Below are 26,822 nucleotides of genomic sequence, written 5' to 3'. Positions count from 1 at the left end.
AGGAGAAAAAAAGAAGACAACCAAGCCCAATAATGGACTGGCCGCCTAATAATAAAAACTCTAAAAGTTGTAATTTAAAATAGTTCTTTAAATTATATACCCACCACATTTGGTGGAGAACCTAAAAGAATAGATTCGAAGAAAACTTCCATTGGTTATGCTGTTAACGTATAGATGCTAATGTAATCTGAACGCCGTATCATTTGGCGTTCAACATTACATGCACCTTTACAACATACATGCCAATGGAAGTTTTTTAGTCTCGTAATAATGTTTCCTGATATTTTAACTTTTTAATAATACTTCTAATCGTTAATAAACCTACAATATAGAAAATGAGTACAACATAGAATAACGTCATATGTTTTATAATAAATGTCACTGAAAACACAGTACAAATAACAAACATCAATCTATATAAAAACTGTTCATACCCTTTGATTACCTTCTCTTCAGGTACAGGCCACACTTGAGGCCATAAGCCATATGCTTGTTGAGAATAAAATTGTGCCATTTGTAACAATATAATATATACAAATAAACACCCAATAATTGCTGTCACTAATGGATATGATAACCAAACCATAAGTAAAACTGCAATAATTACTAATCTAAAGATAATATTAAATGCGTCTCTCCCTCTTATAAAGCTTCTAATAAATAAGAATAAATACATCGCATTAGAGTTAAATTTACTACCCTTTGGAACTGGTAAAAGTATATCTAGAAAACTTCTTCTGACTGCAGATTCCTTCAAATGTTTTACATCGGTGAACATATTAACAAATTTATAATAATTCATATGATGTCGATGTTCGATTGCAATCATTTTCTCCCAAGGATACAAAAAGCCAGGTTTATATTTTTTAACTAAAAATTCTATTAACACAGGCAAAGCAACCATCACAAATACGATGTACCATTTTGGAGCTAATAGTAAGTAATATGTTAGAGCAAAGATGATGAATGATATTAAATTAACTTGCCATGTTTTAAGTCCCGATTGATACCATTGCCATCTTAAGCGTAAACCAACATATGGAAAAATTAACGCACTGACTCCAAAACAAATATAAAATGTCACATTATGTTGATTAATATTGTAAAACAACGGGAACATTACAATAACAATAATGAGTTGGATTAATATGCGCGCAAAGTAACTATATAAAATCGCATGGCGCATAAATTGAGACATGTGTTTTTCAAATGGTAATAAAAAGATTTTATCCGCTTCTTTTAGGAGTGGTCGCATTGGAAAAATGGATGTCAACGCAACAATCACTGCTGCTATTAATGCAAAATTGATATTCGTTGGAATATGTTTTAACCATTCACCATATCCAAAAATAAATGCACCCAGCAAAATAAGTAAAAAGACCATGAAATGACCATTAAATATAAACTTATTATAATAATTTTTCTCTTTACGAAGGGCATGTAATCTTTTATTAAATAATGTGGTCGCTTGGTTACGCATGTACATCTCCACCTTGCGTCACATGAATATATATATCGTCTAACGTTTGATTATGTAAGCCAGTTTGTTGTCTCAATGCTTCTAAATCTCCAAATGCAACGACTTCACCTTCGTCTAGTATGATAAAACGATCACAATAACGTTCAGCTGTTGCTAAAATATGTGTACTCATTAGAACGGTTCTACCTTCATTTTTCTTTTCAACCATTAAATCTAACATGGATTGAATTCCTAATGGATCTAGACCAAGGAATGGTTCGTCTATAATATACAATTCGGGATTAACGATAAACGCACAAATAATCATGACTTTTTGTTTCATCCCCTTAGAAAAATGACTCGGAAAAACTTTCAATTCATTTTCTAAACGGAATGTCTTTAATAATGGCATTGCTCGATTCATCGCTTCATCACGATCAATATCATATGCCATTGCTGTCATCTCAATGTGTTCCTCTAATGTGAGTTCTTCATAAATAACCGGTGATTCCGGAATATAAGATAACTTTCTTCTATAAGCCTCTATGTCATCATTAATGTTGATATCTGAAATTGATAGAGATCCTTCCATAGGTGTAAGCAATCCTAGCATATGTTTAATCGTTGTACTCTTACCAGCGCCATTAAGGCCAATAAGTCCAACGATTTCGCCTTTGTTTAATTCAAAATTTATATCTTTAATTACAGGGCGTTTTCCATATCCACCTGTAAGCTGTTCTACTTTAACTGTCATAAGGCACCTCCATGACTTATATTGTACCAAAAATTATAAAATGCTCATATTAAATACACATGTCCTAATATCGAATTTTTAGCGACAATGTTATAATGAATGGTAATACAAGTTGAAAAGGAGTGTAGTCATCATGTCAGAAACAATTTTCGGCAAAATTTTAACTGGAGAAATTCCTAGCTTTAAAGTATATGAAGACGATTATGTCTATGCCTTTTTAGATATATCACAAGTTACTAAAGGACATACGTTATTAATTCCTAAAAAAGCTTCTGCTAATATCTTTGAAACTGATGAAGAAACAATGAAACATATCGGTGCAGCTTTACCTAAAGTAGCAAATGCTATTAAGCGTGCATTTAATCCTGATGGTTTAAACATTATTCAAAATAATGGTGAGTTTGCAGATCAATCTGTATTTCATATTCATTTCCACTTAATTCCTCGATATGAAAATGATATTGATGGATTTGGTTATAAGTGGGAAACACATGAAGATATTTTAGATAACGATGCAAAACAACAAATTGCTGAACAAATTCAAGCACAATTTTAAATGTATGCTTAATCTAAGCTCGAACGGGTATAATATGATTAATATTATAACAATTGCGTTTGAAGTGATAACATCAAGGTTAGCAATTTTAAACAAAATGAGTTATCAAGATAACAGATGTTAAAAGTGAGGAGAATATAAATGAAAGCATCACGCATTCTATTCGGTATCGGTGTTGGCGTAGCAGCTGGTTTTGTAGTTGCACTTCAAGGACGAGACGACAAAAGTGTCAAGAACAACACAATCGATCGTACTGCCCCTACTGGTTCAAAATCAGAACTACAACGTGAATTTGAAACGATTAAACAAAGTTTTAATGACATTTTAAACTATGGTGTTCAAATTAAAAACGAAAGTGCGGAATTTGGTAGTTCAATTGGTGGTGAAATTAAGTCATTACTTGGAAACTTCAAATCTGACATCAATCCTAATATTGAACGTTTACAGTCACACATCGAAAATTTACAAAATCGTGGCGAGGATATTGGAAACGAAATTTCTAAGTAGCACGTTACGTTCTCGATCACAACTATTTTTATTAGTAACAGCATATTTATTTTTTAAAATTAAATGCCAAATAAAAGAGATGACATTAGAAATTAGATATTTCTTGTCATCTCTTTTTTATAACTCAAATGAACTTTTGTATACAAATTACAGGAAGACGTTGTTTGTAGTGATTTCCCCTTAAATCATATTTATGAATTGATTGAAAACATTGCTTAGGATTCATTGTATTATCCTCGCACTTTGATTACGCTTTACTTAAATCATTATCGACAAACAACATACTTATATTTTCATTGAGCCGAATCTCATATACACATTACATATACCTTACTTGTACAAATTATTAATCTGGTGTTTATTATAATTACATATCACTATATTTTTAGCATTTGTATGACTTAGTTAGTCAAAAGATGCTTTTGCATATGCCCTGCCATATCCATTTTTTATATTATCCAAGTTTTCAAATACTCATGTCACACGCGCCTTTTTCATAAGTAATGCTTTATTAGCAAGAATATGTGTTCGCAGAAATTTGTTCTGCATTCTACTTCTACGCTAGTCAATCAGACAATTTTACCAATCCCCACTTTCGCGTTTCAAATCAAACAATACGTCGCCCCTTTCTTCATATATAACAATTCTTCTAACATGATATGTTACTATTGAATTACTGAACCTGAGTTAGTTATAATCTAACTTATATTGAAAAGAGATGAGGCGTAAGATATGTTTTTATGTAAAAGACAAATTGATATCAATGCACGATTTGGTTTGCCTAGAATTGCATTTATGAGTGCAGTTGCAACCATCATTATGTTTTTAGTTAGTTATGAAGTAATGTATTTTTTATCTAATACGCCATTATCAGATAGACATTTTCTCATCTTTTTATTACTTGTATTTATGACGTATCCATTACATAAAAGTATACATTTATTATTTTTCTTACCATATAGAAAATCTTTTAAAGTTCATAAGTTGACTAAAAGAAAATGGCTTATATTCTATAATACCTACGTCAATCAACCTGTACACAAATTTTATTTTTGCATTAATTTAATATTGCCGTTAATTATCTTATCTGCAATGTTCGTTTATCTAACAATTTCATTCCCGCAATATGGACATTATTTTATGTTCTTATTGGCATTGAATTTCGGCATTTCCATTACAGATTTATTATATTTAAAAATAATTATATTTTCTAATTATGGACAATATATAGAAGAACATAGTACAGGTATTAATATTTTGAAAAAAATTAAAAATCCATATCATTTATAACAAAATAATTATAGCAAGGTGTTATTATTTGTTTTTAGGCTATGTAATAGCTTACAATCAAATGTATATAGACCTTGTTTTTTTATTTTCATCAATTTCTACCCCTAAACCTAATGCTCTAGTCTGATGTCATGGGTTATTGATTGGTGATAATATAAAACTATGTTATATTCACGATGATTAACTTACAAAGGAGTTTCAACTATGAAGATGATAAACAAATTAATCGTTCCGGTAACAGCTAGTGCTTTATTATTAGGCGCTTGTGGCGCTAGTGCCACAGACTCTAAAGAAAATACATTAATTTCTTCTAAAGCTGGAGATGTAACAGTTGCAGATACAATGAAAAAAATCGGTAAAGATCAAATTGCAAATGCATCATTTACTGAAATGTTAAATAAAATTTTAGCTGATAAATATAAAAATAAAGTTAATGATAAGAAAATTGACGAACAAATTGAAAAAATGCAAAAGCAATACGGTGGTAAAGATAAATTTGAAAAGGCCCTTCAACAGCAAGGTTTAACAGCCGATAAATATAAAGAAAATTTACGTACTGCTGCTTATCATAAAGAATTACTATCAGATAAAATTAAAATCTCTGATTCTGAAATTAAAGAAGACAGCAAGAAAGCTTCACACATTTTAATTAAAGTTAAATCTAAGAAAAGCGACAAAGAAGGCTTAGATGATAAAGAAGCGAAACAAAAAGCTGAAGAAATTCAAAAAGAAGTTTCAAAAGATCCAAGTAAATTTGGTGAAATCGCTAAAAAAGAATCAATGGATACTGGTTCAGCTAAAAAAGATGGCGAATTAGGTTATGTTCTTAAAGGACAAACTGATAAAGATTTTGAAAAAGCACTATTTAAACTTAAAGATGGTGAAGTATCAGACGTTGTTAAATCAAGCTTTGGATATCATATTATTAAAGCTGATAAACCAACAGACTTTAACAGTGAAAAACAAAGCCTGAAAGAAAAATTAGTCGATCAGAAAGTACAAAAAAATCCAAAATTATTAACTGATGCATACAAAGATCTATTAAAAGAATACGATGTTGACTTTAAAGATCGTGATATTAAATCAGTTGTCGAAGATAAAATCTTAAACCCTGAAAAACTTAAACAAGGTGGCGCAAAAGGCGGACAATCCGGCATGAGCCAATAACACAAAACCGAGCGACCGTGGTTCAAAAATCATACCACGGCCGCTCGGTTTTATCGCATTAAAAATCGGACAGATGAGCTCATGTTTCAGTATACTCATCTGTCCGATATCTTTTAATTCTTAATCGAGTGATTCAGGATTGTAGAATCTACGATTTTCAAGACCAAATATTTTATCTGTAAACTGACCCTTGTCAGTTTTTTTATAAGCCTTTTCAAACATATTCATTCTAGCATCGATATTATCAATATAGCATAAAATTTCTGCTTCTTTTAAGTATGGCAGTTTTGGCGAACCATACTCTAACTTACCATGATGAGATAAAATCATATGTCTTAACAACATGATTTCTTCTCCTTCAATGTTCAATTCACGAGCTGCTTCAACTACTTCATCACTCGCAATCGAGATGTGTCCTAATAAGTTACCTTCGACTGTATACGACGTCGCAACAGGACCACTTAATTCTCTAACTTTACCAATATCATGCAAAATAATACCACTATATAACAAACTTTTGTTTAACAATGGATAAATGTCACAAATTGATTTTGCAATACGTAACATCGTTAATACATGATAGCTTAAGCCACTCGCAAAGTTATGATGATGAGAACTAGCAGCTGGATATGTGTAAAATCGTTCTTGATATTTTTTCAATAAATGACGTGTGATACGTTGTAAATTAGCATTTTCAATATCTAGCAAATAATGAGAAATCTCTTCTTGTATTTCTGCCGGTGATAAAGGTGCACCATCTACAAATTGTTCTGTTTTTAATTGATCTTCAGTTGTCGCTAGTCTAATTTGGTTGACTTTCATCTGTTTATTTCCGCGATAGTTTATGATGTCACCTTTAACATGTACAATTTCTTCAGGCTTGATTGTTGCCATATCATTTTTTGTAGCCGTCCAAAATTTCGCTTCAATTTCACCACTTTTATCTTGCAAATGTAATGTCATATAATCTTTACCTTGTGCTGTTACACCCTGTGTAGCTTTATGCACTAAGAAAAAGTGATCAACTGAATCTCCGGGATTTAGATTCTCTATATTTCTCATCGTTTCCCGCCTTCCTCTATTTTGTTTAATGTAATCACTTCTTTTGATGGAACAATATTATCTTTTACACATGTAAAGTATAGTACTTGATAGTGTTCTGATAATGATCGTAAATAATTCAACATTTTTTCAGTACGTTTTTTATCAAAATGAACAAATGCATCATCAACAATTAATGGGAACGGATAATATGGTCGTAGTACCTTAATTAAACTGATACGTAAAGCTACATAAAGTAATTCTTTTGTAGATTGGCTTAGTTCAACAGGATCATATAATTGACCATTAACATGTTTAACCGTAATTGAATCTTCATTATAGTTAATCATCGTATATCTGCCATCTGTTAAATGCTTCAATATTTCTACCGCTTCATTAATAACTTGAGGCAAACGTTTATCTTTAATTTGTTTAATGTGTTCATCAACTAAACTTTGTAAATAACTTAAACTTGCCCAATCTTTTGCGATATCATTAAGTTGATTTTTAAGACTGTGATATTCATGTCTCAAATTAGCAAGCGTTGTATCAGTTTCCATGTGATTGATTTGTGCACTTAAATCACTGACTTGTGCTTGCATTTCAAGATATTGCTCATTGTATTCGTCAACTTGAGTAGCCAATAAATGATCTTCTTCTTCAAGTTGTGCTGTTGTTTTTTCACTTAAACTAGAACTTAATTCATAAGAATAGTTTTGGTTCTCAAGATATTTAGTTAAATCATTAAAACGACTCAAATTACTAGTATAAGTTTGGTAATCTTCATGATGTTGGTAAAAATCTTCTTCAGTACCAACATTGATAAAATCGAATAGTGCTGTAATTTCTTTATTATTTTCTTCTAATTGAGCATTTAAATGATTTAATTCATTTGTAACAAGTTTGGTATTTTCAGCATTAATACGCCATTTTTCATTCGTGTCTTCAGCTGATTTCAACCATTGTTGCACATCGTGGAATAAAGATAATTTGTTGAAATAAACAAATTGTGATTTTGTAACAGCTTCAGCATGATTGTAGAATGTATCTAATTCTTGAACCAATTGCTGGCGTTGTTGATTTAAATCACTGATATGTTGATCTAATGCTTTAATATTCGCCATTGTAGAAATACTATCAACAATTAAATCATTTGAAATTTTAGATGATAAGTATAATTCATCCTTAACGTTTTCAACTGTCGATTGCAATTCATCATGACGCCCTTTCGCATCATTTAAACGACCTTCAATATACTGACGTTTCTCTTCTAAAATATCTTTATTTTTCAAAGCTTGTTGCCAGTGATCACGAATGCGATATTGCTCATCAAGATCAAAATCTAAGTCATAGTTTTCATCTAAAATGGCTAGTTGTGCTTTAATTTCTTCGATTTCATCTGTGATGGCCTCGCTATAATCTACTTCTTTTGATTTAGACATGATGATACCGATAACAAATACTAAAGTTAATACTGCGAAAATAATACCAAACAACATGTTGTTTGAAATAAATGAGAAGGCAGTTAAACCAATACCTACTAATGTTAAAAGAATAAACGTTGTTCGTAACAATTTTTGACGTTTTTGTTTTTCTTGTTGCTCAATTTCGAAACGTTCTTTCAATTTGCTATACAAGTTCTCTTTTTCGTTTAATTCAATGACTTGTTGTGAGTATTCTTTTTTCTTTTCAAAAGTCTCTTCAGGAACTATTTTTTCTTCAACAGAATCTAGTTCGCTATGAACCGCATTATCTTCGATTTTATTTTCTTCTAAACTACGTTCTAATTGCTTAATGTATGCCGCTTGTTCTTGTTTATTCTTGATTTGCTCACTGACATAACTTTTCATTGCCTCTGAACTATCTACGTCATGATGCGTTTCAGACCAACCAATATTTGCTTGCAATTCATCTTTATCACGTTGTTTATTCGCAATATCCTTTTCGATTGCAGTAAGTTCAAATTCTTTATTTTTAATTTCATTTTCTTGTTGATTCAAACTAATGAAGGCGTCAATATCAGATTGTTTAACCGGCTCTAATTGAGTCGCTTCTTCTTTAAGTTGAGCTAAACGCTCATTTCTTAAACCAATATCTCTTTCTAACGATTGCTTATGCGCTCGTGCTTTTTCGTAACGATCCACACCTTTTTCTGGAAAAGTGATTGGCTCAATATTTAACTGTTGTTCTAGAGACTTCCATTCTTGTGAATGATCATGTAAAGCAACCTCTTTTTGTTTTTCTTCATGCATTTTTGATAATTGATTTAAATTATGCTTTAAATTCTCTAATCGACGTGATGATTTATCTCGATCATCTACTAAGCGATGATATGTTTCTAGTTTAGCTTCTTCTTCACGAATTTGACTTTCTAGTTGTTTTAATTGCTCAATTTGTTGATTAATGATTGGATTTTTACCTGATTTTTTATATAATTCATCTTTTTTACGATTAATAACTTCGCGCATTGACGTGAATTCAGTTGATCCTAAAGCCCCTGCTTGTAATAAATAATCTTGCAATTGTTTTTCATTTAGATTTCTATGAATGTCTTGAAGCCCTAGTACATCAAATGAAAAGATACCTTGATATGTCTTTTTAGAAATATAATTAAGTTTCTTTTGTAACCAAGCATCATCACGCACAGCACCATTAGGTAAATATACTTTCACATCACCTTGAGCACTGCCTTTAATTCGTTCAACTTCAATCTCTAAGCCATCATCAAGAATAAGTACTAATTTACCACCGTATTGGTTACCTAGACGTGGTTCTAGTCTTGGCTCTTTAGACTTTTTAGTTGGAAAACCAAATAATATAGAATGGATGAATGCTTGAATCGTCGATTTACCCGCTTCATTTTCACCAAAAATTTCAGTGAAGTTTTTATTAAATTCAATTTTACGTTGAACAAATTGACCGTAACCATAAATTTCAAGTGATTTAATTATCATTTTGTTCACCTCTCATTTCAGCTTTTAATATTTCTTCAGCACGATTAACTAATGCTGTATGGTCGAATGTTCCATAATCGTCTAGGAACTTAGATGCCCTTGGATTTAAATATAAGTCTGACATCGCTTTATCAAAAACAGTTTGATCGACTAATAATTCCGCTGAAAATTCATTAACTAAAGGTGATTCATCATTTTGTGCATATTGTATTTTTAACTCATCAATATATACAAATTGATTTTCGTTTTCTTCATAATCTGTAATCATTTCTTCAACTTGTAATAAATCTTGAGGTGAAATTAATGTCTCACTATTAATAACAAGCGTTAAACGATAAAAGGCTTTTCCTTCTTCTCTCACTTGTTCTTTAAAGCTTTGAATGACCTCGTATAAGCCTTGCTTAGATGTCTTATCCGTTTCAATAGTTGCTTCTTCAAATCTAATATACTGTGTAGGATAAAATTTAGTTTTTAATTTTAAGTGGTCACCCTCGATTAATAAGCAACCTTTTTCACCTTGCTCATTAAAATGTCTACCTTGAATATTACCTGAATAGTTAATTACAGGCATATCACTTAATTGTTGACGTTCATGTATATGACCTAAAGCCCAATAATGATACAATTTACTGTTTAAATCTTCTAAAATGAACTCGGTATATCTTTCGTTAACAGAAGATTTACTGTACGTACCATGCAAGACACCAATATGTATGCCTTTTTGGCCTTGACTTGACGGATATTCATCAATCTTGTTCTCATAACTTGCTCTATTTTCATAACTAAATCCGTGAATATAAATTGTTTCACCAGATTTAGTAATTGCTTCATACGTCTCAACTTTATTTGAAAATACAGAAACATTATCTGGCCAGTTTGATGAAATCTTTGATGATAATGGGTCGTGATTACCATGACAAACATAAACAAAGATTTGTTCATTTTGTAAACGTTCAAATTGCTGTTTTAAGAAAATTTCAGCACGTAATGTTCTGTTTTCACTATCAAATAAATCACCCGCGATAATTACAAAATCAACATCTTGTTGTAATGCAATATCTACAATGTTTTTAAAACTTTCATAAGCACTTTTTTGAACATCCTCAAAAATTTTAGGGCTTATATGACTCTTAGATTTGAAAGGACTATCTAAATGTAAATCCGAACAATGAATAAATTTAACCATACATCCATATCTCCTTAATTAAAGGTTCTAACATCAATTTTGCAAAATCCAACTATACAAAGCATTCTAATCACTATATTCATACTTATAGGTGTAGTGATTCATTAGCTGATTTATTAAAACCAGTCGCCATTTTTATTTTTATTTCGTTAAAAAATTATTATCTACACAATAATAAAGTGCTTTAGTCAAATCGTGATGTTTTATTTATTAACAAGTTTATTATTTCTTCATTTTACCATAATACGCTTCATATCGTCGATGAACATATGAAATTGAGACACATTTATAACAGTTTAAAATTTTATTTGTAGCGTACGCTAATTTTTTTCAAAAATTTAAGTCGGAAATGCAATTTCCGTAGTTGTTAACACCACTAGTGAACCAACTGACACATTAACGATTTACACGTTTACTCTACTAGTTCTGCTCGACATTAATCACCAATTAGAAGCTAAATGTCAAAACTATCATTGCACTTAATACGCCAAACATTTTCAGACCGTTCTTAATGAGTCATTAAAAGTGAAACACTTTTCCATCAGTCCGATACATGACCGAACTAATAGTATTATGTTGAAAACTTTACACTCCAAAATGCAAAAAAGAAGTTAGGACACGCTTACTAGCCTAACTTCCGGTACTGAACGCATCTGGCCAATTTGACATAGAAACTCTAACTTCTGTTATCAAAACTAAAAAAACTACCCACAAAGTCTCGGACTCTGTCGGCAGTCTATTCCCCTATTTAAAGGATTAAAAATATTATTTTAATATTAGTCAGCGTAAATTTCGTCTAATGGTTTAACGATAATTTGGTTGATTTCTTGGAATACTTGACTCATTTTTTGTTCAGCATTCATTAATGCAGAGATGTTTTCATCTTTTTCAATTGCTTGCGCTTGTTCTTGCGCTTTTTGTAAATCTTCTTCAGCAATTTCTTCACCTTGCATTTGTTTTTGTTGGAAGTTAATTTGAGTTTCACGGAACTCGTCGAATAACTTTTTAGATTCTTCGTTAGCTTTTACATTAGCGAATGCTTCTTTGATTGCTTTGTATTCTTCGCTTTCTCTTAAAGCTTGTTCTAATTGATTTGCATAATCATATAAATTTACTGCCATGGTTATAGCACTCCTTTGTTGTGATGTTTATTAAAACGTTCGATATTACTTTACCACATCTCGCTTTTTTAGACAAAGATTGCAACCAAACCTTGGAAAAATCCAATAATACCACCTAAAATGAAACCTAATGACATAATCAACTTTAGTTCTTTGTTAGCAATTTCTATAATTAATTTTTCAATATAATCTAAGTCAAACGTATTAATTTGTTCTTCAATTAATCCTCGTAAGTCCACTTTTTTCATAATTGTAGATAAGTGAATCGATAATTGTTCAATGATTAAATTTGCTAATTTGCTAGAGAGTTGACCTTCTAAATAATCAACGAATTGAGGCATTAACGTAACCACTGGTTTATTCGCTTGTTTGCTTGCATATGTTGTTACATACATTGATAGATTTTCAGCGATTTCATTAAACTGCGACGCATCTAACAGTTCATTCAATGGTTTATCTTTAAAAGTTTGATATTCATTGGTAATTAACGATGTCACAATTGCTCTTGCTTTAGGATGAGATGTTAAACGTATAAGTTCTTGTTGAATTCGATCTGCAATGCTCTCTTTTGTCATAAACATTTGCAACATACCAATTAACTTACCTTTCTCATTGAAAAAAGTATCCAACATATCATTAATATCTTGTGTGCCTTTTGCAGATGATAAATAATTTCTTGCACGATCACATAATAAGTCTGTTGCGTTATCTACATGCTGATCTAAAAATGTTACAAGTTGATTTGGCAATAAAGATGCTATTGTTTGGTTTTGATGATTTGTATAATAATTATTCAATTGTGATGCAATATATTGATTTCCATTAGTTTGTAATACTTGTTCTAAATCAATATCGATTTGAGAAGTAATTTGTTTTATTGACAATTGATCTTTCGTCAACTTTTGTAACTGCTGTTGAATCATAGATTCTATTGCTTGCTGTGATTGCTCGCTTTTTAATTTTTCATTAATTAAAGTTTCTGTAAGCAAATGCTCTTCAATCACTTGGCCAATTTTAGTTGCAATTTCTTCGCGTCTTTTCGGTATTAAACCTGGTGTAAATGGGACTCTAAATTTAAATATATAGTATGGTTTAAAGGGGTGAAACAGCATTCTAATTGCAATTACATTAGTAATGCCACCAATTATCGCCCCTACTACAATCATAAATATGATAATAAATAGTGCATTCATAATTTTGACTCCTTTGTGACAACATAGTTATTCATTATACCACTATTTTTATTTTTTAATTCATTAATCATTTCACTTTCTGCTCAATTTATTATTAGTTTACATACAAAAAGCGATGCCTCACCTCTCGAAACAGGTGTGTTACATCGCTTTTATTATTTATTAAAAGTATATAGGCCTAGATATGTACTAATTCTTCTTTAGCATTTCTGTTAAAGTATGTTTCAGCTTCTCTCATTTTAGAAGTACCGAAAATTGGTTGGTTATCTGGATTTAATACACGATAAATATTGCTTACTTTGTTACTTTGTAAAATGTACCCATTACGAGTCTCAATGTTATTCCAATAAATATCACTTGTTGGTGCATGGTTTGGATATGCACAGTGATTTCTTGAAATTGTTTGAACGATTTCTAATGGATCACAGCCAAATGTACTGTTTAATACTTCAGAGTCTCTGAATAATGCACAAATTGAAATACAAGTTGTCCAGTTTGGTAATACTCTCTCTTTTTCGATTTGTACTAAAGTCTTTTTAGAAAGTCCAATTGTTTGCGCCATAGTATCTTGCGTATAACCAGCCTCTATACGAACCATTTTAAATTTTGTTTGAATTAAATCTGTAAAACTCTGTCTATCCATTCTGTTATCTACCTTTCTGTTTGGGGAATTTTATCCGGACACAAGAAATTGCAATAATACACATTTCTTGAAACACAGATTACATCTTAATATATTTTTAATAAAATGAAAAGAGTCAATTTCACATTTGTATTAAATTTTGATCAAGTCAACAAGAGTTAAGTTTACTTTATAATGAAGCGAAAGTAAACGAAGTAAAATTTTATGCATAATCACTAGATTTGATAAAACTTACACTTTTATAATGATATCAAATTTACAAAGAAAACTGTATAATAAACCCTATCGCTATAAAAAAATCATCAAAATCAGATTAAAAATTGTCTATTTTTCGACAAATATTTAAAAGCTCATTCTAAATCAACTTATTTTCCATTGCATAAATTGCTGCTTGTGTACGATCGCTAACTTGTAATTTACTAAATATATGACTGACATGTGTTTTAATTGTTTTTTCAGATACAAATAAAGTTTCTGCTATCTCTTTATTTGTTTTACCTTTAACCATTTCACGTAACACTTCAATTTCTCTCTTTGACAACTTATTCGTGTAGTGTGGTTTTTGGCTAACTGTTTCGAATACATCTTGTGCCTTAGGATGTATCATTTTTTCACCGTTCATAACTCGTCTAATAGTTTCAATTAATTGCTGAGGCTCAACGTCTTTCATTTCATAACCATCAGCACCTTTATTGATTGCTGAAATTACATGTTCATCATCAACATAACTTGTTAATACCAAAACTTTAATATCCGGATAATGTGCCTTAATATATTCCGTAATTTCAATACCATTCATGCCAGGCATCACTAAATCTAATAGCACAATATCAGGGTGCTCATGCTCTTTTAAATATTCTAAAAATGTTTCTCCATCTGCAAAGTCTTGTAAAACTTCTATGTTTTCAATCGTGGATAATAAAAATCGCAATCCTTGTCGCACAATATAATGGTCATCTACTAATATTACTTTGTTCATGGGTTATCTCCTTAAATCAAGCTATTTTATAGGAATTGTGAATTGTATTTGTGTACCCTTTGTTGGCTGAGAATGAAAGATCACTTTACCTCTTAATAATTTAACTCTTTGTTTTATGTTATTTATACCGTGTGATGAAGCTATCTGAACATTATCGATCTCAAATCCATGACCATAATCAATCACTTCAATATATAGTATATCGTTCATTTGTTTTAATGTAAGATCCATTTTATTCGTATCAGCATGTTTCTTAACATTATTAATACACTCTTGTAATGCTCTGTATATGTTTTCTTCGATTTCATTAGATAAATCGATTAAACCTTCTACATTTACATTTAATTGTATATGCATTAATTTACTATATGCTGTCAAAGCATGAATTAAACCTTGCTCAAGTCCAACTGGCTTAAGTTGCCAAATCAATGCACGCATTTCATTAACGGCATTTTGACTCGTTTCCTCAATCGTCTTGAATGCTTGTTTAGCGATGGCTTCGTTTGACATGCCATACGCAGCATGTGCTGTTAGTTTTACAGAAAATAACATTTGATTTACTGAATCATGTAAATCTCTAGCTAAACGATTACGTTCATTAATTTTTGCTGCTTCTTTTTCACGGTCTGTTAAATAAATACGTTTGATGGCTGAGCCTAATTGAAATGCGACAGACTCAAGCAACTCTAAATCTTCATCACTATATATTTCAGTATTTGGTGACGCTACATTTAAAATGCCGAATTGTTCTTGACCCGATTTAAGTGGTACCGTTGCATGATGTGTAATATTGTCATTTTGGCTAGGAAATGCTTTAGAGGCTAAGTTAATACGAGAACAATTGACGATATTCGACGCTTTCATTAGCCTACGTTGATTAAATGCTTTCACACACCAACAAGACCCATCTTTAATATAGTGACAGTGGTCTGCTGTCAAAGATTGTGGTAAAGCCACATGTGATACAAGTTCATGTTCACCTACGCTATTGATGAAAAATATCCAGCCTGTCGTGAAATTACTGCCCTCAATTAAATATTTTAAAGCACCTTGGGTCATGCTATACATTTCAGTTTCTTCGTTTAAAAATTCGGCAATCTCTTTTAATAAAGCTAGTCGCGTCCTTTGTTCCATCAAATCGCTCCAATTCATTTTTACGTGTATTAACTATTATACATTGAGTTATTATATTTTTAAATCTTAGACGTGAACATGATAAAATGGCCTTGATTACTTAATAGTTATATTTCGGAGAACTGATTTGTGATATGATATTAAAGACTATAGGAGGATTTTATGAAATTTAAAATACCAGAAAACTTTAATGACTTAAGTTTACGAGATATTTTCCAACAACTTAAGGTACCTAAAAAAGATTTACATCATTTAAATATGTCTAAAGATATTACTATTAATGATAAACCTGCGCGATTAATGGATAAAGTGCATACTGGCGACGATGTATTTGTTCCAACCATCGATGAAAAAAGTAATTATGTTCCAAGTTATCGTTATGCACAAATTAAATACGAAGACGATGATATGGCAATCGTAATGAAACCTAAAGGTGTTAAGACCCACCCTAATGATTTAAAAGAAAGCAATACTTTAATGAATCATGTGATTTACACTATTGATAGTGACTATGTCGAACCAATTCATCGACTGGACCAGGAAACAGTAGGATTATTAATTGTTGCTAAAAACCCTTTAATGAAAAAAATTCTTGATCGCATGTTAGAAGACAATGATATTACGCGGATATACAAAGCAAATGTTAAGGCACTTTTACCTTTAAAACCACAAACGATTGATATGCCAATTGGTAAAGATAAATTCCATTCGAATAAACGACGTGTGTCTCCTACTGGACAGCGTGCAATTACACACATTTTAACTTCAAAAATGATAAAAGAAACTGTGTGCCAACTTGAAATCAAGTTGGATACTGGACGTACTCATCAAATTCGTGTGCATTTAGCTGAAATTGGCCACCCAGTTATTGGTGATCCTTTATACGGTGATTCAACGTTAAGACAATTAGAACTTGAAAGTTACAAAATAGAGTTTGTGCATCCCTTGACTAAGGAAGTCATTTCCGTTTCTTTGGATGACTAATTTGTTTAGTTTGGCATGATATTTAAATATGCAATACTGCATTGTAACTAAATCAAGTATCAACTTAAATCGGATAGATGGAAAATTATTAATTTTTTCAGATGTTCGGTTTTTTTATGTTTTTTACGATGCTTAGGATTTTATATTTTGATATTTTAGTAATTTTTCATTTTATAGCATTCTTGGATATTTTCAACTGCGTTACGTGTATCTATGGACAATACATGACATCATAAGATTTTTATCACAGGTTGTTTGGCCAATACATGTACAACAATTCATCATAAAAAAAATAGGTTCTATAATAAAACGGACTCCATGAAAAGTTTTTTCTTTCATGCCTCTATATCAAATCGGACTTATAAGTTCAATTTGACATAGACAAAAAAATAAAGCTTGAACACTACATCTACCTGTAATGCCCAAACTTTATTTTATATTAATATTTAATTAATGAGGATCTACCATATCTTCTGGTTTAATCCATGCTTCAAATTGTTCTTCTGTAACATATCCAGTTTGAATTGCAGATTCTTTTAAAGTTAAACCTTCTTTATGGGCTTTCTTAGCAATTTGAGCAGCTTTTTCATAACCAATATGTGGATTTAATGCAGTAACTAACATTAATGATTGATTTAAATAATTATCAATATTCTCTTCGATTGGTTCAATGCCCACTGCACAATTGTTATTAAATGTTTCCATACCGTCAGCTAAAAGGTAAATTGATTGTAGTGTATTATGCATAATAACTGGTTTATAAACATTCAATTCAAAGTTACCTTGTGAACTTGCGAAGCCAACAACTGTATCATTACCCATTACTTGGACTGCAACCATTGTTAACATTTCACATTGTGTAGGATTAACTTTACCAGGCATAATTGATGAACCTGGTTCATTTTCAGGGATAGAAATTTCTGCCAAACCAGCTCGTGGTCCTGAAGCCAACCATCTCACATCATTAGCAATTTTCATTAAGTCTCCTGCTAGCGCCTTCAATGTTCCGTGTAGTTGTACTACTTCATCATGTGCTGTTAATGCATGGAATTTATTTTCAGAAGATACAAATGGATAACCCGTATTTTCTGAAATATAATGTGCCACTTTATCACCAAATTCAGGATGCGCATTAATACCAGTACCAACAGCCGTACCACCGATGGCAAGATTTAAAATGTGCTTCTTAGATTCAGATAACATTGTTTCGCAACGGTCAAGCATATAACGCCAGCCACTAATCTCTTGTCCTAGTTTGATCGGCGTTGCATCTTGTAAATGTGTACGACCAATTTTAATAATTGAATCAAATTTATCTTCTTTTTCTTTCAATGTATTTCTTAAAAGTTTTAATGCAGGTTCTAATTTTGTTTCAACCTCTTGATATAATGCAACGTGCATAGCAGTTGGAAATGTATCATTCGAACTTTGTGATTTATTTACATCATCATTTGGGTGGATACTTTCATCACTTTGATGATCTTTTAAATACAGATTAGCAACATAACTTACTACTTCGTTCACATTCATATTACTTTGTGTACCGCTTCCTGTTTGCCATACAACTAGTGGGAAGTGTTCATCTAATTCACCTGATAAAATTTGATCACATGCGTATACAATGGCATCTTTCTTTGCCTCGCTTAATTTTCCTAAATCAAAATTAGCTAATGCTGCTGCACGCTTTAGTTGTGCAAAACCATAAACTACTTCGATTGGCATACGCTCTTTACCAACTGGGAAATTACGTTTACTTCTTTCTGTTTGAGCACCCCAATATTTATCTGCAGGTACTTCTATTTCTCCAAAAGTATCATGTTCAATTCTTACTGACATTCAATTTCTCCCCTTATCACTGTTTATTTAACTGTAGTATATCATTAAATAATTTAATTGAGCAATTTATGATTAAAACGTTTTCATAATTTGAAATAAAAATACACTAATCGCACATGCCCATCCTTTATTACAGAGATACGGTCATACGATTAGTGTGTTATCTATCATTATTTAGTTATTGTTGAACTAAGTTTAATTACGATACTTTGTTTTAGTAGCTTCAACCGTAGCAATAGCTGTAAGTATATATAATACAGCACTAACAATTGTCGTATATGGATTTAGAGCAACAAGCGTACCTAATACTCCTGTTAAACTCGCATAAAACCCATCAAGTGTATAATACAATATTCCTGTTATTAATAAACAACAAATTACACTTATTACAATACCTGATTGATTACTTTTAATGAATGTTTGCGCATTAACATCATCGATTAATCCTTTTGATAAATTGAGTTGTAATTTTATTACTTTGAAAATAACAGGTAAATATAATGCCCCAATTGCCAATGGAAAAGCTTTAATTGATATTAAACTTATAATAACTGTTGCTATCAATAATTGAATCCAGTATTTTCCTAACATAAATATATAAATCTCCTCTAATTTCATTCTTCAATAGCATATCATAATCTTGGCATATTAAGAAACGCGGTTTAATGATTTCATTAAAAATATTAATGATAGATGACTTCTTTCAATTATGTCTGGGGTATTTAATTATCAATTCCGTTTAAATGTTGTTTTAATATTTAAAATTGATTTTTTGATATATTACTATGTCTGGTACACAAATCAATGTTTTATGCTTTACAAAGTTATATCGGCAGTAGTATACTGCGGGCCTCAACATAGAAGCTTCGGTATGTCAGCTTACAATAACGTGCAAGTTGGGGAAACGGACCACAACATAGTGAAATCGGATTTCCAATTTCTACAGACATTGCAAGTTGGGGAAACGGCCCCAACACTGAAACTGGCTGAAAGTCATCTTAGAATAACGTGCAAGTTGGCGGGCCCAAACATAGTGGAATTGGATCCTCAATTTCTACAGACATTGCAAGTTGGCGGGGCCTCAAACTCAGAAGCTGGCGAAAAGTCAGCTTCTATGAATATAATAAAAAAGCTAGGTAACAAAATGCTACCTAACTTCATATTCAAGATTATCAATCCTATTTGATATAGGTTCTATAATATTCATTGTTTACATCATAAATAGCTGAATATTACACAATTATAATACTTTACTGACTGTCTTCTTCAGAATTCTTTTCTTGATCATTTTGATCAGAAATTCGTTCCATTTCTTTACCTAATTCTTTTAAATCTTCAAAATCAGTTACCATACTGTTTTCTTCTTCATGATAATTTAATTTTGGATCTTTGTCTTTAGACATAATCAATACCTCACAGATTTTTAATTAAGCAAAGCGTGACGTAAAGTAAGCTTTAACATCTTCAGGTAAACCTGCAGCCGCTTCTTTATCAAGAATAACATTTACCATTCTATGTGCTTTTAAATCGGCTGGTTCGAAGCTTGTTTTACCATTTTCTTGATATAATTTTTCAACTACATCTCGTTTATTAGCACCAGTCACTACTAAGAAAATTTCTCTTGCTTCCATTAGTCCTTGACGAATACTAACATTTAACTTACCTTGCTCATCGATAGAAACAACTTGTAATGTTAATTTCCCTTTATTTTCTTTAGTTTTAATCTTATCAGCGATTAATTCGATTGCATCTTTTTCATAAGCAATTGGATAAACTTGACCTGCTGGTACACCTAACGCTTCGAAATATGATTTTTTATCGTCATAATCTAAAATATTTATTTGGCTAAAATCAACAGCATGTTTTTCAATATTTTTCTTTAATTCATCTAGTACTGGCGCTTGATCAGTATCTAAATGAAAACCTGCAATTGTAGTAGGATTATTGTTAAATTGCTTTCTAATAATATCAGCAGCATATTCTGCTACAAGTTGACTATTGTCAAAGACTTTAAAGTTCATTGCCATGATTTCTACACTCCTCTTAGTTTGCATTTTACATAAAAACGGCGATATTAATAATTATTATACCCTAACTTTCAATATATCAAACCATTTAACTTTAACATGCTTATACTCTAAATATAGCACTTAAGCATCATTTTTATAATGAAAATGAGTAAATTTTAATTCAATCCTGGAAAATCTTGTTGACGTAACGCTTCATAAATTAACAACGCAGCAGTATTTGATAAATTTAATGAACGAATATGTTCGCTCATAGGAATTCTTAACGCTGTGTCTTGATATTTCTCTTTCACCCAGTCTGGTAATCCTGTCGTTTCTTTTCCAAAAATGAAGTAAAAATCTTTGTCATGATTTGAAAAATCAAAATCACTATAAGTCTTTTTACCAAATTTTGTTAATAAGTAATACTCGCCATTTGTGGCTTCAAAAAATGCTTCAATACTATCATGATACGTAATATTTACAAATTCCCAATAATCTAAACCGGCTCTTTTTAACATTTTATCATCAGTTCTAAATCCAAGAGGTTTAATTAAATGTAAATGTGTGTTTGTACCTGCACACGTACGTGCAATGTTACCAGTATTAGCTGGGATTTCTGGTTGATATAAAACGATATGATTTGTCATATTACTATTCTCTCCTTGTGTCTAATCCTTTTATCATTTCATTCTGAACCTCTGCATCCTCTTGATCATAATTTGCATTGATAAAATCTCTTGCTTCTTCCCCAAGAATTTGACCAATAGCCCAATAAGCAGTTGCTCGAATCATCGGTCTTTCATCTGTTGTTGCAACTTTTTTCAATTCTGGAATTGCATCCACTTCATTAAAATGCGCCAATGCTAAAATAGCATTTCGTTGTATCGGTTTTTTACCACGCCAAGCACCTGCAAGGTGACCATATGTTTGTTTGAATTCTTTATTAGACATACGTAGTAAAGGTACTAATCTTGGCTTTAAAATTTCTGGTTCCAAAATGATGTCATCTTGTTCGGTATTAATACCTCTATTTTTCGGGCAAACTTGTTGACACGTATCGCAACCATATAATCTATTCCCAATTTTATAACGATATTGGTCAGGCATATAGCCTTTTGTTTGCGTTAAAAAACTAATGCATTTCTGACTATTTAATTGGCCATTTCCAACTAATGCACTTGTTGGACAACGATCAACACAAATTGTACAATCACCACAGCTATCTAATAATGGATTATCAGGTTCAAAAGGTATACTGACTAACATTTCACCGAGGTATGTCCATGTTCCTAGTTTAGGATTGATGACAAAGCCATTACGACCAACAAATCCTAAACCTGCACGTTCTGCTACTGCCCTATCTGATAATACACCCGTATCTACCATAGATTTGATTTCAACATCTGGAACTTTAGATTCAATAAATGCAGCTAACATGTCTAATCGTTTACGCATAATTGTATGATAATCTTGACCCCACGATGCTCTAGCAAATAAGCCTCTGCGATCACCTCTAACACTCTTAGGTGCACCTTTCAGTTTGTTAGGATAACCAACTGCAATTGCTATGATTGACCTTGCTGTTGGTAAGGATAATTTAGGCTCCGTTCGTAAAGCAATATCAGATTCTTCAAATCCTGAGGCATAACCATTTGCATGATATGCTTCTAGCTTTTGCTTCAATTCATCAAAGGGATCGGCAGTAGTAAATCCAATACTGTCGATACCAATTGTATATGCATAGTCAATGATATCTTGCTTTAACTGCTTTGTATCCAATCGTATGCCCCCCATAAAATAATACTATGTTATTTTAACACAACCATTATTCATATTGAGGTTTCATTTCACATAATTTTAATAATAAAAAGCTTGAATATATGATATAACTTTGTGGTGCGCATCATATATTCAAGCTTCGTTAGGTTGTTATAATACTCTTGCTAAGAAATTTTGTGTTCTTTCATGTTGCGGTTGTTCAAATATTTCGACTGGTGTGCCTGACTCTACGACAACGCCATCTGCCATAAATATGACTTTGTCACTTACATCTTTGGCAAATCCCATTTCATGTGTCACAACCACCATGGTCATACCTTCTTTGGCTAGGTCTTTCATTACTTTTAATACATCACCAACTACCTCAGGATCTAATGCTGAAGTTGGTTCATCGAATAAAATAACATCTGGATGCATTGCTAAAGCTCTTGCAATTGCTACCCTTTGTTTTTGACCACCTGATAATTGATTCGGATATACATCTGCTTTTTCTTTTAATCCCACTTTATCTAATAACGACAATGCTTCCTTATGCAATTCATCGTTATTATCTTTCTTTAATAATTTAGGAGCTAAAATAATATTATCGACAACTTTTTTATGTGGAAATAGGTTGAAGTTTTGAAATACCATACCCATTTTTTGACGTAGTTTATCTACTTGTGTCCCTTTTTCCGTTAAGTCATTGCCTTCAAAAATCACTTGACCTTTAGTGGGTACTTCTAATAAATTCATACATCTTAACAATGTACTTTTACCACTACCAGATGGACCTATTATTGCTACTACTTCCCCTTGATTGATTTCAAGATTGATATCTTTTAAGACTTCATTATCTCCAAAAACTTTATTAAGATTGTTTATTTTAATCACTGGTATTCAATCTCCCTTCAATCATGTTCATAATGCGTGTTAGTACAAATGTTAAGACAAAGTATAATGCTGCTGCCACTAGTAATGGTGTGAATGGGTCAAATGAAATACCTTGAACCACTTGTGCATTAAACATAATTTCGCCAACTCCAATTGTTGACACAATAGATGATTCTTTAATTAAAGTGACAAATTCATTACCTAAAGCTGGTAAAATGTTTTTAATTGCTTGTGGCATAATTACACTTTTCATCGTTTGTCTATAATTCAAACCTAGACTACGTGCGGCTTCCATTTGGCCTTTATCAACAGCATTTATACCTGCACGAATAATTTCAGCAATGTAAGCTGAGGAATTAATAATTAATGCAATTGTTCCACAAACAAGAGCTGAAATATCTAGTCCTAATGCAGCAGTTATACCAAAGAATACGATAAATACTTGAACTAACATTGGTGTTCCTCTTAATATTTCGATATAGATAGAGGCAATCCATGAAATAATTTTTATTTTACTTAATTTCATTAACGCAACGAATGCACCTAAAATAGAACCTAATGCAACACCGATAAGTGAAATTAATATTGTAATCTTAATTCCTTTCAAGAAAAAACTACCATACTTAGAAATAAAACCACTGTCATCATTCATCGCATTTGCAGCATTAGTCATATATTTATCGATTAATCCTTTATCTTTAACCTCTTTAATCGTTTTATTAACTTGTGACAATAATTTTGGTGAATCTTTTGGCACTGCTATCACTGTATCTTTTTCTTCTTCATTAAATTTCACATTGGAAATTCCTAATTTAGGATTTTGTTTTAAATATGCTTCTGCTACAGGTTTTTCAACTACAGCACCTTCAACCTTTCCACTTTTCAGAGCTAATATAACGTCTGGTAAACGGCTTAATGAAGTAATAGATGCATTTTCAATTTCGGTTTGAGCGATTTTTTCTTGTTCAGTTCCCTTTTGTGCCCCTACTTTTTTATTATTAAAGTCTTTGATATCTTTATATTCATTAACTTTATCTTTCTTTACAAGCATGATATTTTTAGTCATCATATATGAATCTGAAAAATCAACTTGCTTCTTACGTTCAGGCGTTGAAGTCATTCCGGAAATAATAATATCAATTTTTCCAGTTTTAAGAGCTCCTAACAAACTATCAAATGACATATTGACGATTTTTAATTTTAAATTATTATCTTTCGCAATTTTTTTAGCTAAATCAATATCTACACCTGCATACTCAGTCTTACCATTAACTGTATGCTCAAATTCCATTGGTGCATAATCTGCAGAAAGACCCACTCTAAGTTCACCGCGTTCTTTAATCTTCTCCCATGCTTGATCTTGTTCAGCATGTGCTGTGGGATTGATATACACCATAGCACTGCTAATTAACAACCCTAATACTAATATAAACCTAATTAAACACTTCATTTATACAGCCCTCCCTAATTAATATTCATAATTATACATATTAATACATTTTGATGCAATAGTGTTTTATAAATGTATTTTTATCAATATAAAGAAAAGCTTCTTTTTAAAAGACTTAACTTAAAAAATCCCTATTATACGCGAACAATTCTTACATTTTAAAATCAATCAAAAAAAGCGCTACTATCAATATCTTATTGACAGTAACGCCTATATTTATCATATATCAAAACTTATTCTTGTCATCAAGCTATAAATTATTGTTTTGGAACTTCAAATTTATAAATATCATTGGAATATATAGGAATGAATTTTTTACACAATTCATGAACAATAAACGCCGATACAAATGGTATGACAAAATAACCAAGAGCTAATAAAATAATATTCATTGTTGGATCACCTGACATTCGGTTAAATGCATTTATTGGGCCAACTAATCCTGTATATCCAAATCCAGCAGACAATGGTGTTCCTTTAACCTGAAGAACGTAAGCAATGATTCCAGTAATTATTCCATTTATAGTCAATGGTATCGAAATAATTAAATTTTTCAAGTAAACTGGGATCATCATTTTTGCAGCTCCTATGAGTAAAACTGCATTTACACCAATAGAATTGACACGCAATGAGCCAAATAAGAAAGTAACACAGGCAGCCACTATACCTAGGTTTGCTGCTCCACTTCCTAGCCCGTTTAAACTAATCGCAGTTGCAATCGCTACTAACGATATTGGTGTTACCATTAATAATGAAAATGCCACACTAATAAGTATAGACATTAACAACGGATTTAAGTCTGTAAAAGAATGAATTACATTTCCAATTGCTTGAGTAATTTTTCGAATGTAAGGTAATGTGATTAGACCGATACCCCCACTAACGATAGGTACTAAAACTGGTAAAATAATTAATTCAAAAGATCCAAGTTTGTTTTGTAATACCATATATATAAGACATGCAATAATAACAACCAAACTCGTATTTATAATGTCACCTATACCTTTTAACATAAAACTATTATTGCTATATACAACAGCACCTGAACCAATCATAGCTGATGTACCTACTATAGCAGCACCTGCGCCATTAAATTTAAATTGATGAGCAGCTAAAACCCCAATAATAAATGCCATAAATGATTGAATTAATATCACTAACTGATACGTTAATTCTAAAATTTCATTACCACTTTTAAATATTTTTAATACTTCACCTAATAAAGCATTCGGAACAAGTGCAATAACAACACCAGCACCAATAGAATTTAAAATCTTACTGAAAAACTGTTTATTATCAGCATTCTTTGCGTTACTCATAAACGACCTCCAATTTGAACATTAAACTCATCATATTATAGAAAATTAACTTTAACAATGATTAGTTGGCTAATTTAATCTAAATATAACAATCCACAAAAGGAATAAAGCAAATTTGAACAATCAACTCACTAATCAATGTCATGTTAATTTTAAAATACTACTAATTACATCCTGTGACTAATATTGTAATAAATTGTAAATATTAAAATAGCCATATTACTTTTAAGATAGATAAATTGAATCGACTTGGTATAAAGCAGAATAAAATAGCACTTTTACAAATATTTTATTAGAAAACTTAAAACAAATACATAACCCCAGATAATATAGTCATTATCATTAATGTAATACCAAAAAAAGAAGTTAAACAATGTATAGTTGCTTAACTTCCTATATTGAACACATCATTAAAATTTGACATAGAGCCTATTAAGACGTGTGCCATTTGAGTGCCACTTTTATGGTTCTCCACCAAATGTGGTGGGTATATAATTTAAAGAACTATTTTAAATTACAACTTTTAGAGTTTTTATTATTAGGCGGCCAGTCCATTATTGGGCTTGGTTGTCTTCTTTTTTTCTCCTT

General features: G+C 31.3%; 24 protein-coding genes. 5 read left to right on the top strand and 19 right to left on the bottom strand.

Annotated features, from left to right (window positions below; genetic code table 11):
• Positions 1–256: 256 nt before the first annotated feature.
• On the bottom strand, positions 257–1,480 hold the full coding sequence (gene ecsB / locus IDG45_RS12725) for an ABC transporter permease EcsB (RefSeq protein WP_001245758.1): 1,224 nt from the start codon (positions 1,478–1,480) through the stop codon (positions 257–259).
• Entirely contained in the window at positions 1,473–2,213 is a 741-nt protein-coding gene (gene ecsA / locus IDG45_RS12720; RefSeq protein ID WP_000216874.1) for an ABC transporter ATP-binding protein EcsA, read from the bottom strand. The genes ecsB and ecsA overlap by 8 nt, the downstream gene beginning before the upstream one ends.
• Before the next feature lie 133 nt (positions 2,214–2,346).
• On the opposite strand from ecsA, the gene IDG45_RS12715 reads away from it, so the two are divergent.
• The 4 genes from IDG45_RS12715 (at position 2,347) to prsA (ending at position 5,733) form a co-directional block, all read left to right on the top strand.
• Positions 2,347–2,769, top strand: coding sequence for an HIT family protein (locus tag IDG45_RS12715; RefSeq protein ID WP_000004981.1), 423 nt, complete (start codon positions 2,347–2,349; stop codon positions 2,767–2,769).
• A gap of 141 nt (positions 2,770–2,910) precedes the next feature.
• On the top strand, positions 2,911–3,276 hold the full coding sequence (locus tag IDG45_RS12710; RefSeq protein ID WP_000648118.1) for a YtxH domain-containing protein: 366 nt from the start codon (positions 2,911–2,913) through the stop codon (positions 3,274–3,276).
• A 732-nt stretch (positions 3,277–4,008) separates the two neighbouring features.
• Positions 4,009–4,566 carry a DUF3267 domain-containing protein gene (locus IDG45_RS12705; protein ID WP_000477959.1) on the top strand — a complete coding sequence of 186 codons (558 nt, stop codon included), beginning with the start codon at positions 4,009–4,011 and terminating at the stop codon, positions 4,564–4,566.
• 204 nt (positions 4,567–4,770) lie between these two features.
• Positions 4,771–5,733, top strand: coding sequence for a peptidylprolyl isomerase PrsA (gene prsA, locus IDG45_RS12700; protein ID WP_000782118.1), 963 nt, complete (start codon positions 4,771–4,773; stop codon positions 5,731–5,733).
• 120 nt (positions 5,734–5,853) lie between these two features.
• On the opposite strand, the gene yhaM is transcribed toward prsA, so the two are convergent.
• From yhaM to IDG45_RS12660, 8 genes are all read right to left on the bottom strand, one after another.
• Positions 5,854–6,795: a 3'-5' exoribonuclease YhaM gene (yhaM, locus tag IDG45_RS12695; RefSeq protein WP_001244175.1), complete on the bottom strand. Its 942-nt coding sequence runs from the start codon at positions 6,793–6,795 to the stop codon at positions 5,854–5,856.
• A complete protein-coding gene (locus IDG45_RS12690; RefSeq protein ID WP_000584628.1) occupies positions 6,792–9,728 on the bottom strand; it encodes an ATP-binding protein in 2,937 nt (978 codons plus the stop codon). The genes yhaM and IDG45_RS12690 overlap by 4 nt, the downstream gene beginning before the upstream one ends.
• Positions 9,718–10,914: a metallophosphoesterase family protein gene (locus IDG45_RS12685; protein ID WP_031927462.1), complete on the bottom strand. Its 1,197-nt coding sequence runs from the start codon at positions 10,912–10,914 to the stop codon at positions 9,718–9,720. The genes IDG45_RS12690 and IDG45_RS12685 overlap by 11 nt, the downstream gene beginning before the upstream one ends.
• Positions 10,915–11,690: 776 nt before the next feature.
• Entirely contained in the window at positions 11,691–12,035 is a 345-nt protein-coding gene (locus IDG45_RS12680) for a YlbF/YmcA family competence regulator (RefSeq protein WP_000290301.1), read from the bottom strand.
• A gap of 68 nt (positions 12,036–12,103) precedes the next feature.
• On the bottom strand, positions 12,104–13,228 hold the full coding sequence (locus IDG45_RS12675) for a DUF445 domain-containing protein (protein WP_000992514.1): 1,125 nt from the start codon (positions 13,226–13,228) through the stop codon (positions 12,104–12,106).
• A 178-nt stretch (positions 13,229–13,406) separates the two neighbouring features.
• Entirely contained in the window at positions 13,407–13,871 is a 465-nt protein-coding gene (xdrA, locus tag IDG45_RS12670) for an XRE family transcriptional regulator XdrA (protein ID WP_000375864.1), read from the bottom strand.
• A 355-nt stretch (positions 13,872–14,226) separates the two neighbouring features.
• Positions 14,227–14,850: a response regulator gene (locus IDG45_RS12665; protein WP_001045133.1), complete on the bottom strand. Its 624-nt coding sequence runs from the start codon at positions 14,848–14,850 to the stop codon at positions 14,227–14,229.
• A gap of 21 nt (positions 14,851–14,871) precedes the next feature.
• Positions 14,872–15,984: a GAF domain-containing sensor histidine kinase gene (locus IDG45_RS12660; protein ID WP_000437965.1), complete on the bottom strand. Its 1,113-nt coding sequence runs from the start codon at positions 15,982–15,984 to the stop codon at positions 14,872–14,874.
• Between the two features lie 162 nt (positions 15,985–16,146).
• Here IDG45_RS12660 and IDG45_RS12655 point away from each other — a divergent pair, with 162 nt between their 5' ends.
• Positions 16,147–16,968: an RluA family pseudouridine synthase gene (locus IDG45_RS12655; protein WP_000669377.1), complete on the top strand. Its 822-nt coding sequence runs from the start codon at positions 16,147–16,149 to the stop codon at positions 16,966–16,968.
• A gap of 450 nt (positions 16,969–17,418) precedes the next feature.
• Here IDG45_RS12655 and fumC read toward each other — a convergent pair whose 3' ends face one another.
• The 9 genes from fumC to IDG45_RS12610 all read right to left on the bottom strand — a co-directional run bounded on the left by fumC (position 17,419) and on the right by IDG45_RS12610 (position 26,234).
• Positions 17,419–18,804, bottom strand: coding sequence for a class II fumarate hydratase (gene fumC / locus IDG45_RS12650; RefSeq protein ID WP_000116225.1), 1,386 nt, complete (start codon positions 18,802–18,804; stop codon positions 17,419–17,421).
• A gap of 195 nt (positions 18,805–18,999) precedes the next feature.
• Positions 19,000–19,395: a hypothetical protein gene (locus IDG45_RS12645; RefSeq protein WP_000901023.1), complete on the bottom strand. Its 396-nt coding sequence runs from the start codon at positions 19,393–19,395 to the stop codon at positions 19,000–19,002.
• 659 nt (positions 19,396–20,054) lie between these two features.
• Positions 20,055–20,207 carry an SAS053 family DNA gyrase inhibitor gene (locus IDG45_RS12640; RefSeq protein ID WP_000031110.1) on the bottom strand — a complete coding sequence of 51 codons (153 nt, stop codon included), beginning with the start codon at positions 20,205–20,207 and terminating at the stop codon, positions 20,055–20,057.
• A gap of 24 nt (positions 20,208–20,231) precedes the next feature.
• Entirely contained in the window at positions 20,232–20,831 is a 600-nt protein-coding gene (locus tag IDG45_RS12635) for a 6-phosphogluconolactonase (protein ID WP_001251219.1), read from the bottom strand.
• A 158-nt stretch (positions 20,832–20,989) separates the two neighbouring features.
• Positions 20,990–21,460, bottom strand: coding sequence for a tRNA (uridine(34)/cytosine(34)/5-carboxymethylaminomethyluridine(34)-2'-O)-methyltransferase TrmL (gene trmL / locus IDG45_RS12630; protein WP_000181394.1), 471 nt, complete (start codon positions 21,458–21,460; stop codon positions 20,990–20,992).
• A 4-nt stretch (positions 21,461–21,464) separates the two neighbouring features.
• Complete coding sequence (gene queG / locus IDG45_RS12625) at positions 21,465–22,592, bottom strand: tRNA epoxyqueuosine(34) reductase QueG (RefSeq protein ID WP_178134855.1); 1,128 nt, start codon at positions 22,590–22,592, stop codon at positions 21,465–21,467.
• Between the two features lie 150 nt (positions 22,593–22,742).
• A complete protein-coding gene (locus tag IDG45_RS12620; RefSeq protein ID WP_000590809.1) occupies positions 22,743–23,465 on the bottom strand; it encodes an amino acid ABC transporter ATP-binding protein in 723 nt (240 codons plus the stop codon).
• Entirely contained in the window at positions 23,458–24,915 is a 1,458-nt protein-coding gene (locus IDG45_RS12615; RefSeq protein ID WP_000649901.1) for an ABC transporter substrate-binding protein/permease, read from the bottom strand. Before IDG45_RS12615 ends, IDG45_RS12620 begins: the two co-directional genes overlap by 8 nt.
• A 257-nt stretch (positions 24,916–25,172) precedes the next feature.
• Complete coding sequence (locus IDG45_RS12610; RefSeq protein ID WP_000063551.1) at positions 25,173–26,234, bottom strand: PTS sugar transporter subunit IIC; 1,062 nt, start codon at positions 26,232–26,234, stop codon at positions 25,173–25,175.
• Positions 26,235–26,822: the final 588 nt, after the last annotated feature.

This window comes from Staphylococcus sp. EG-SA-10 (assembly GCF_017151945.1).
GTDB classification, from domain to species: domain Bacteria; phylum Bacillota; class Bacilli; order Staphylococcales; family Staphylococcaceae; genus Staphylococcus; species Staphylococcus aureus.
Note: the sequence above shows the minus strand (reverse complement) of the source record. Positions and strands in the feature narration are given on the sequence as shown.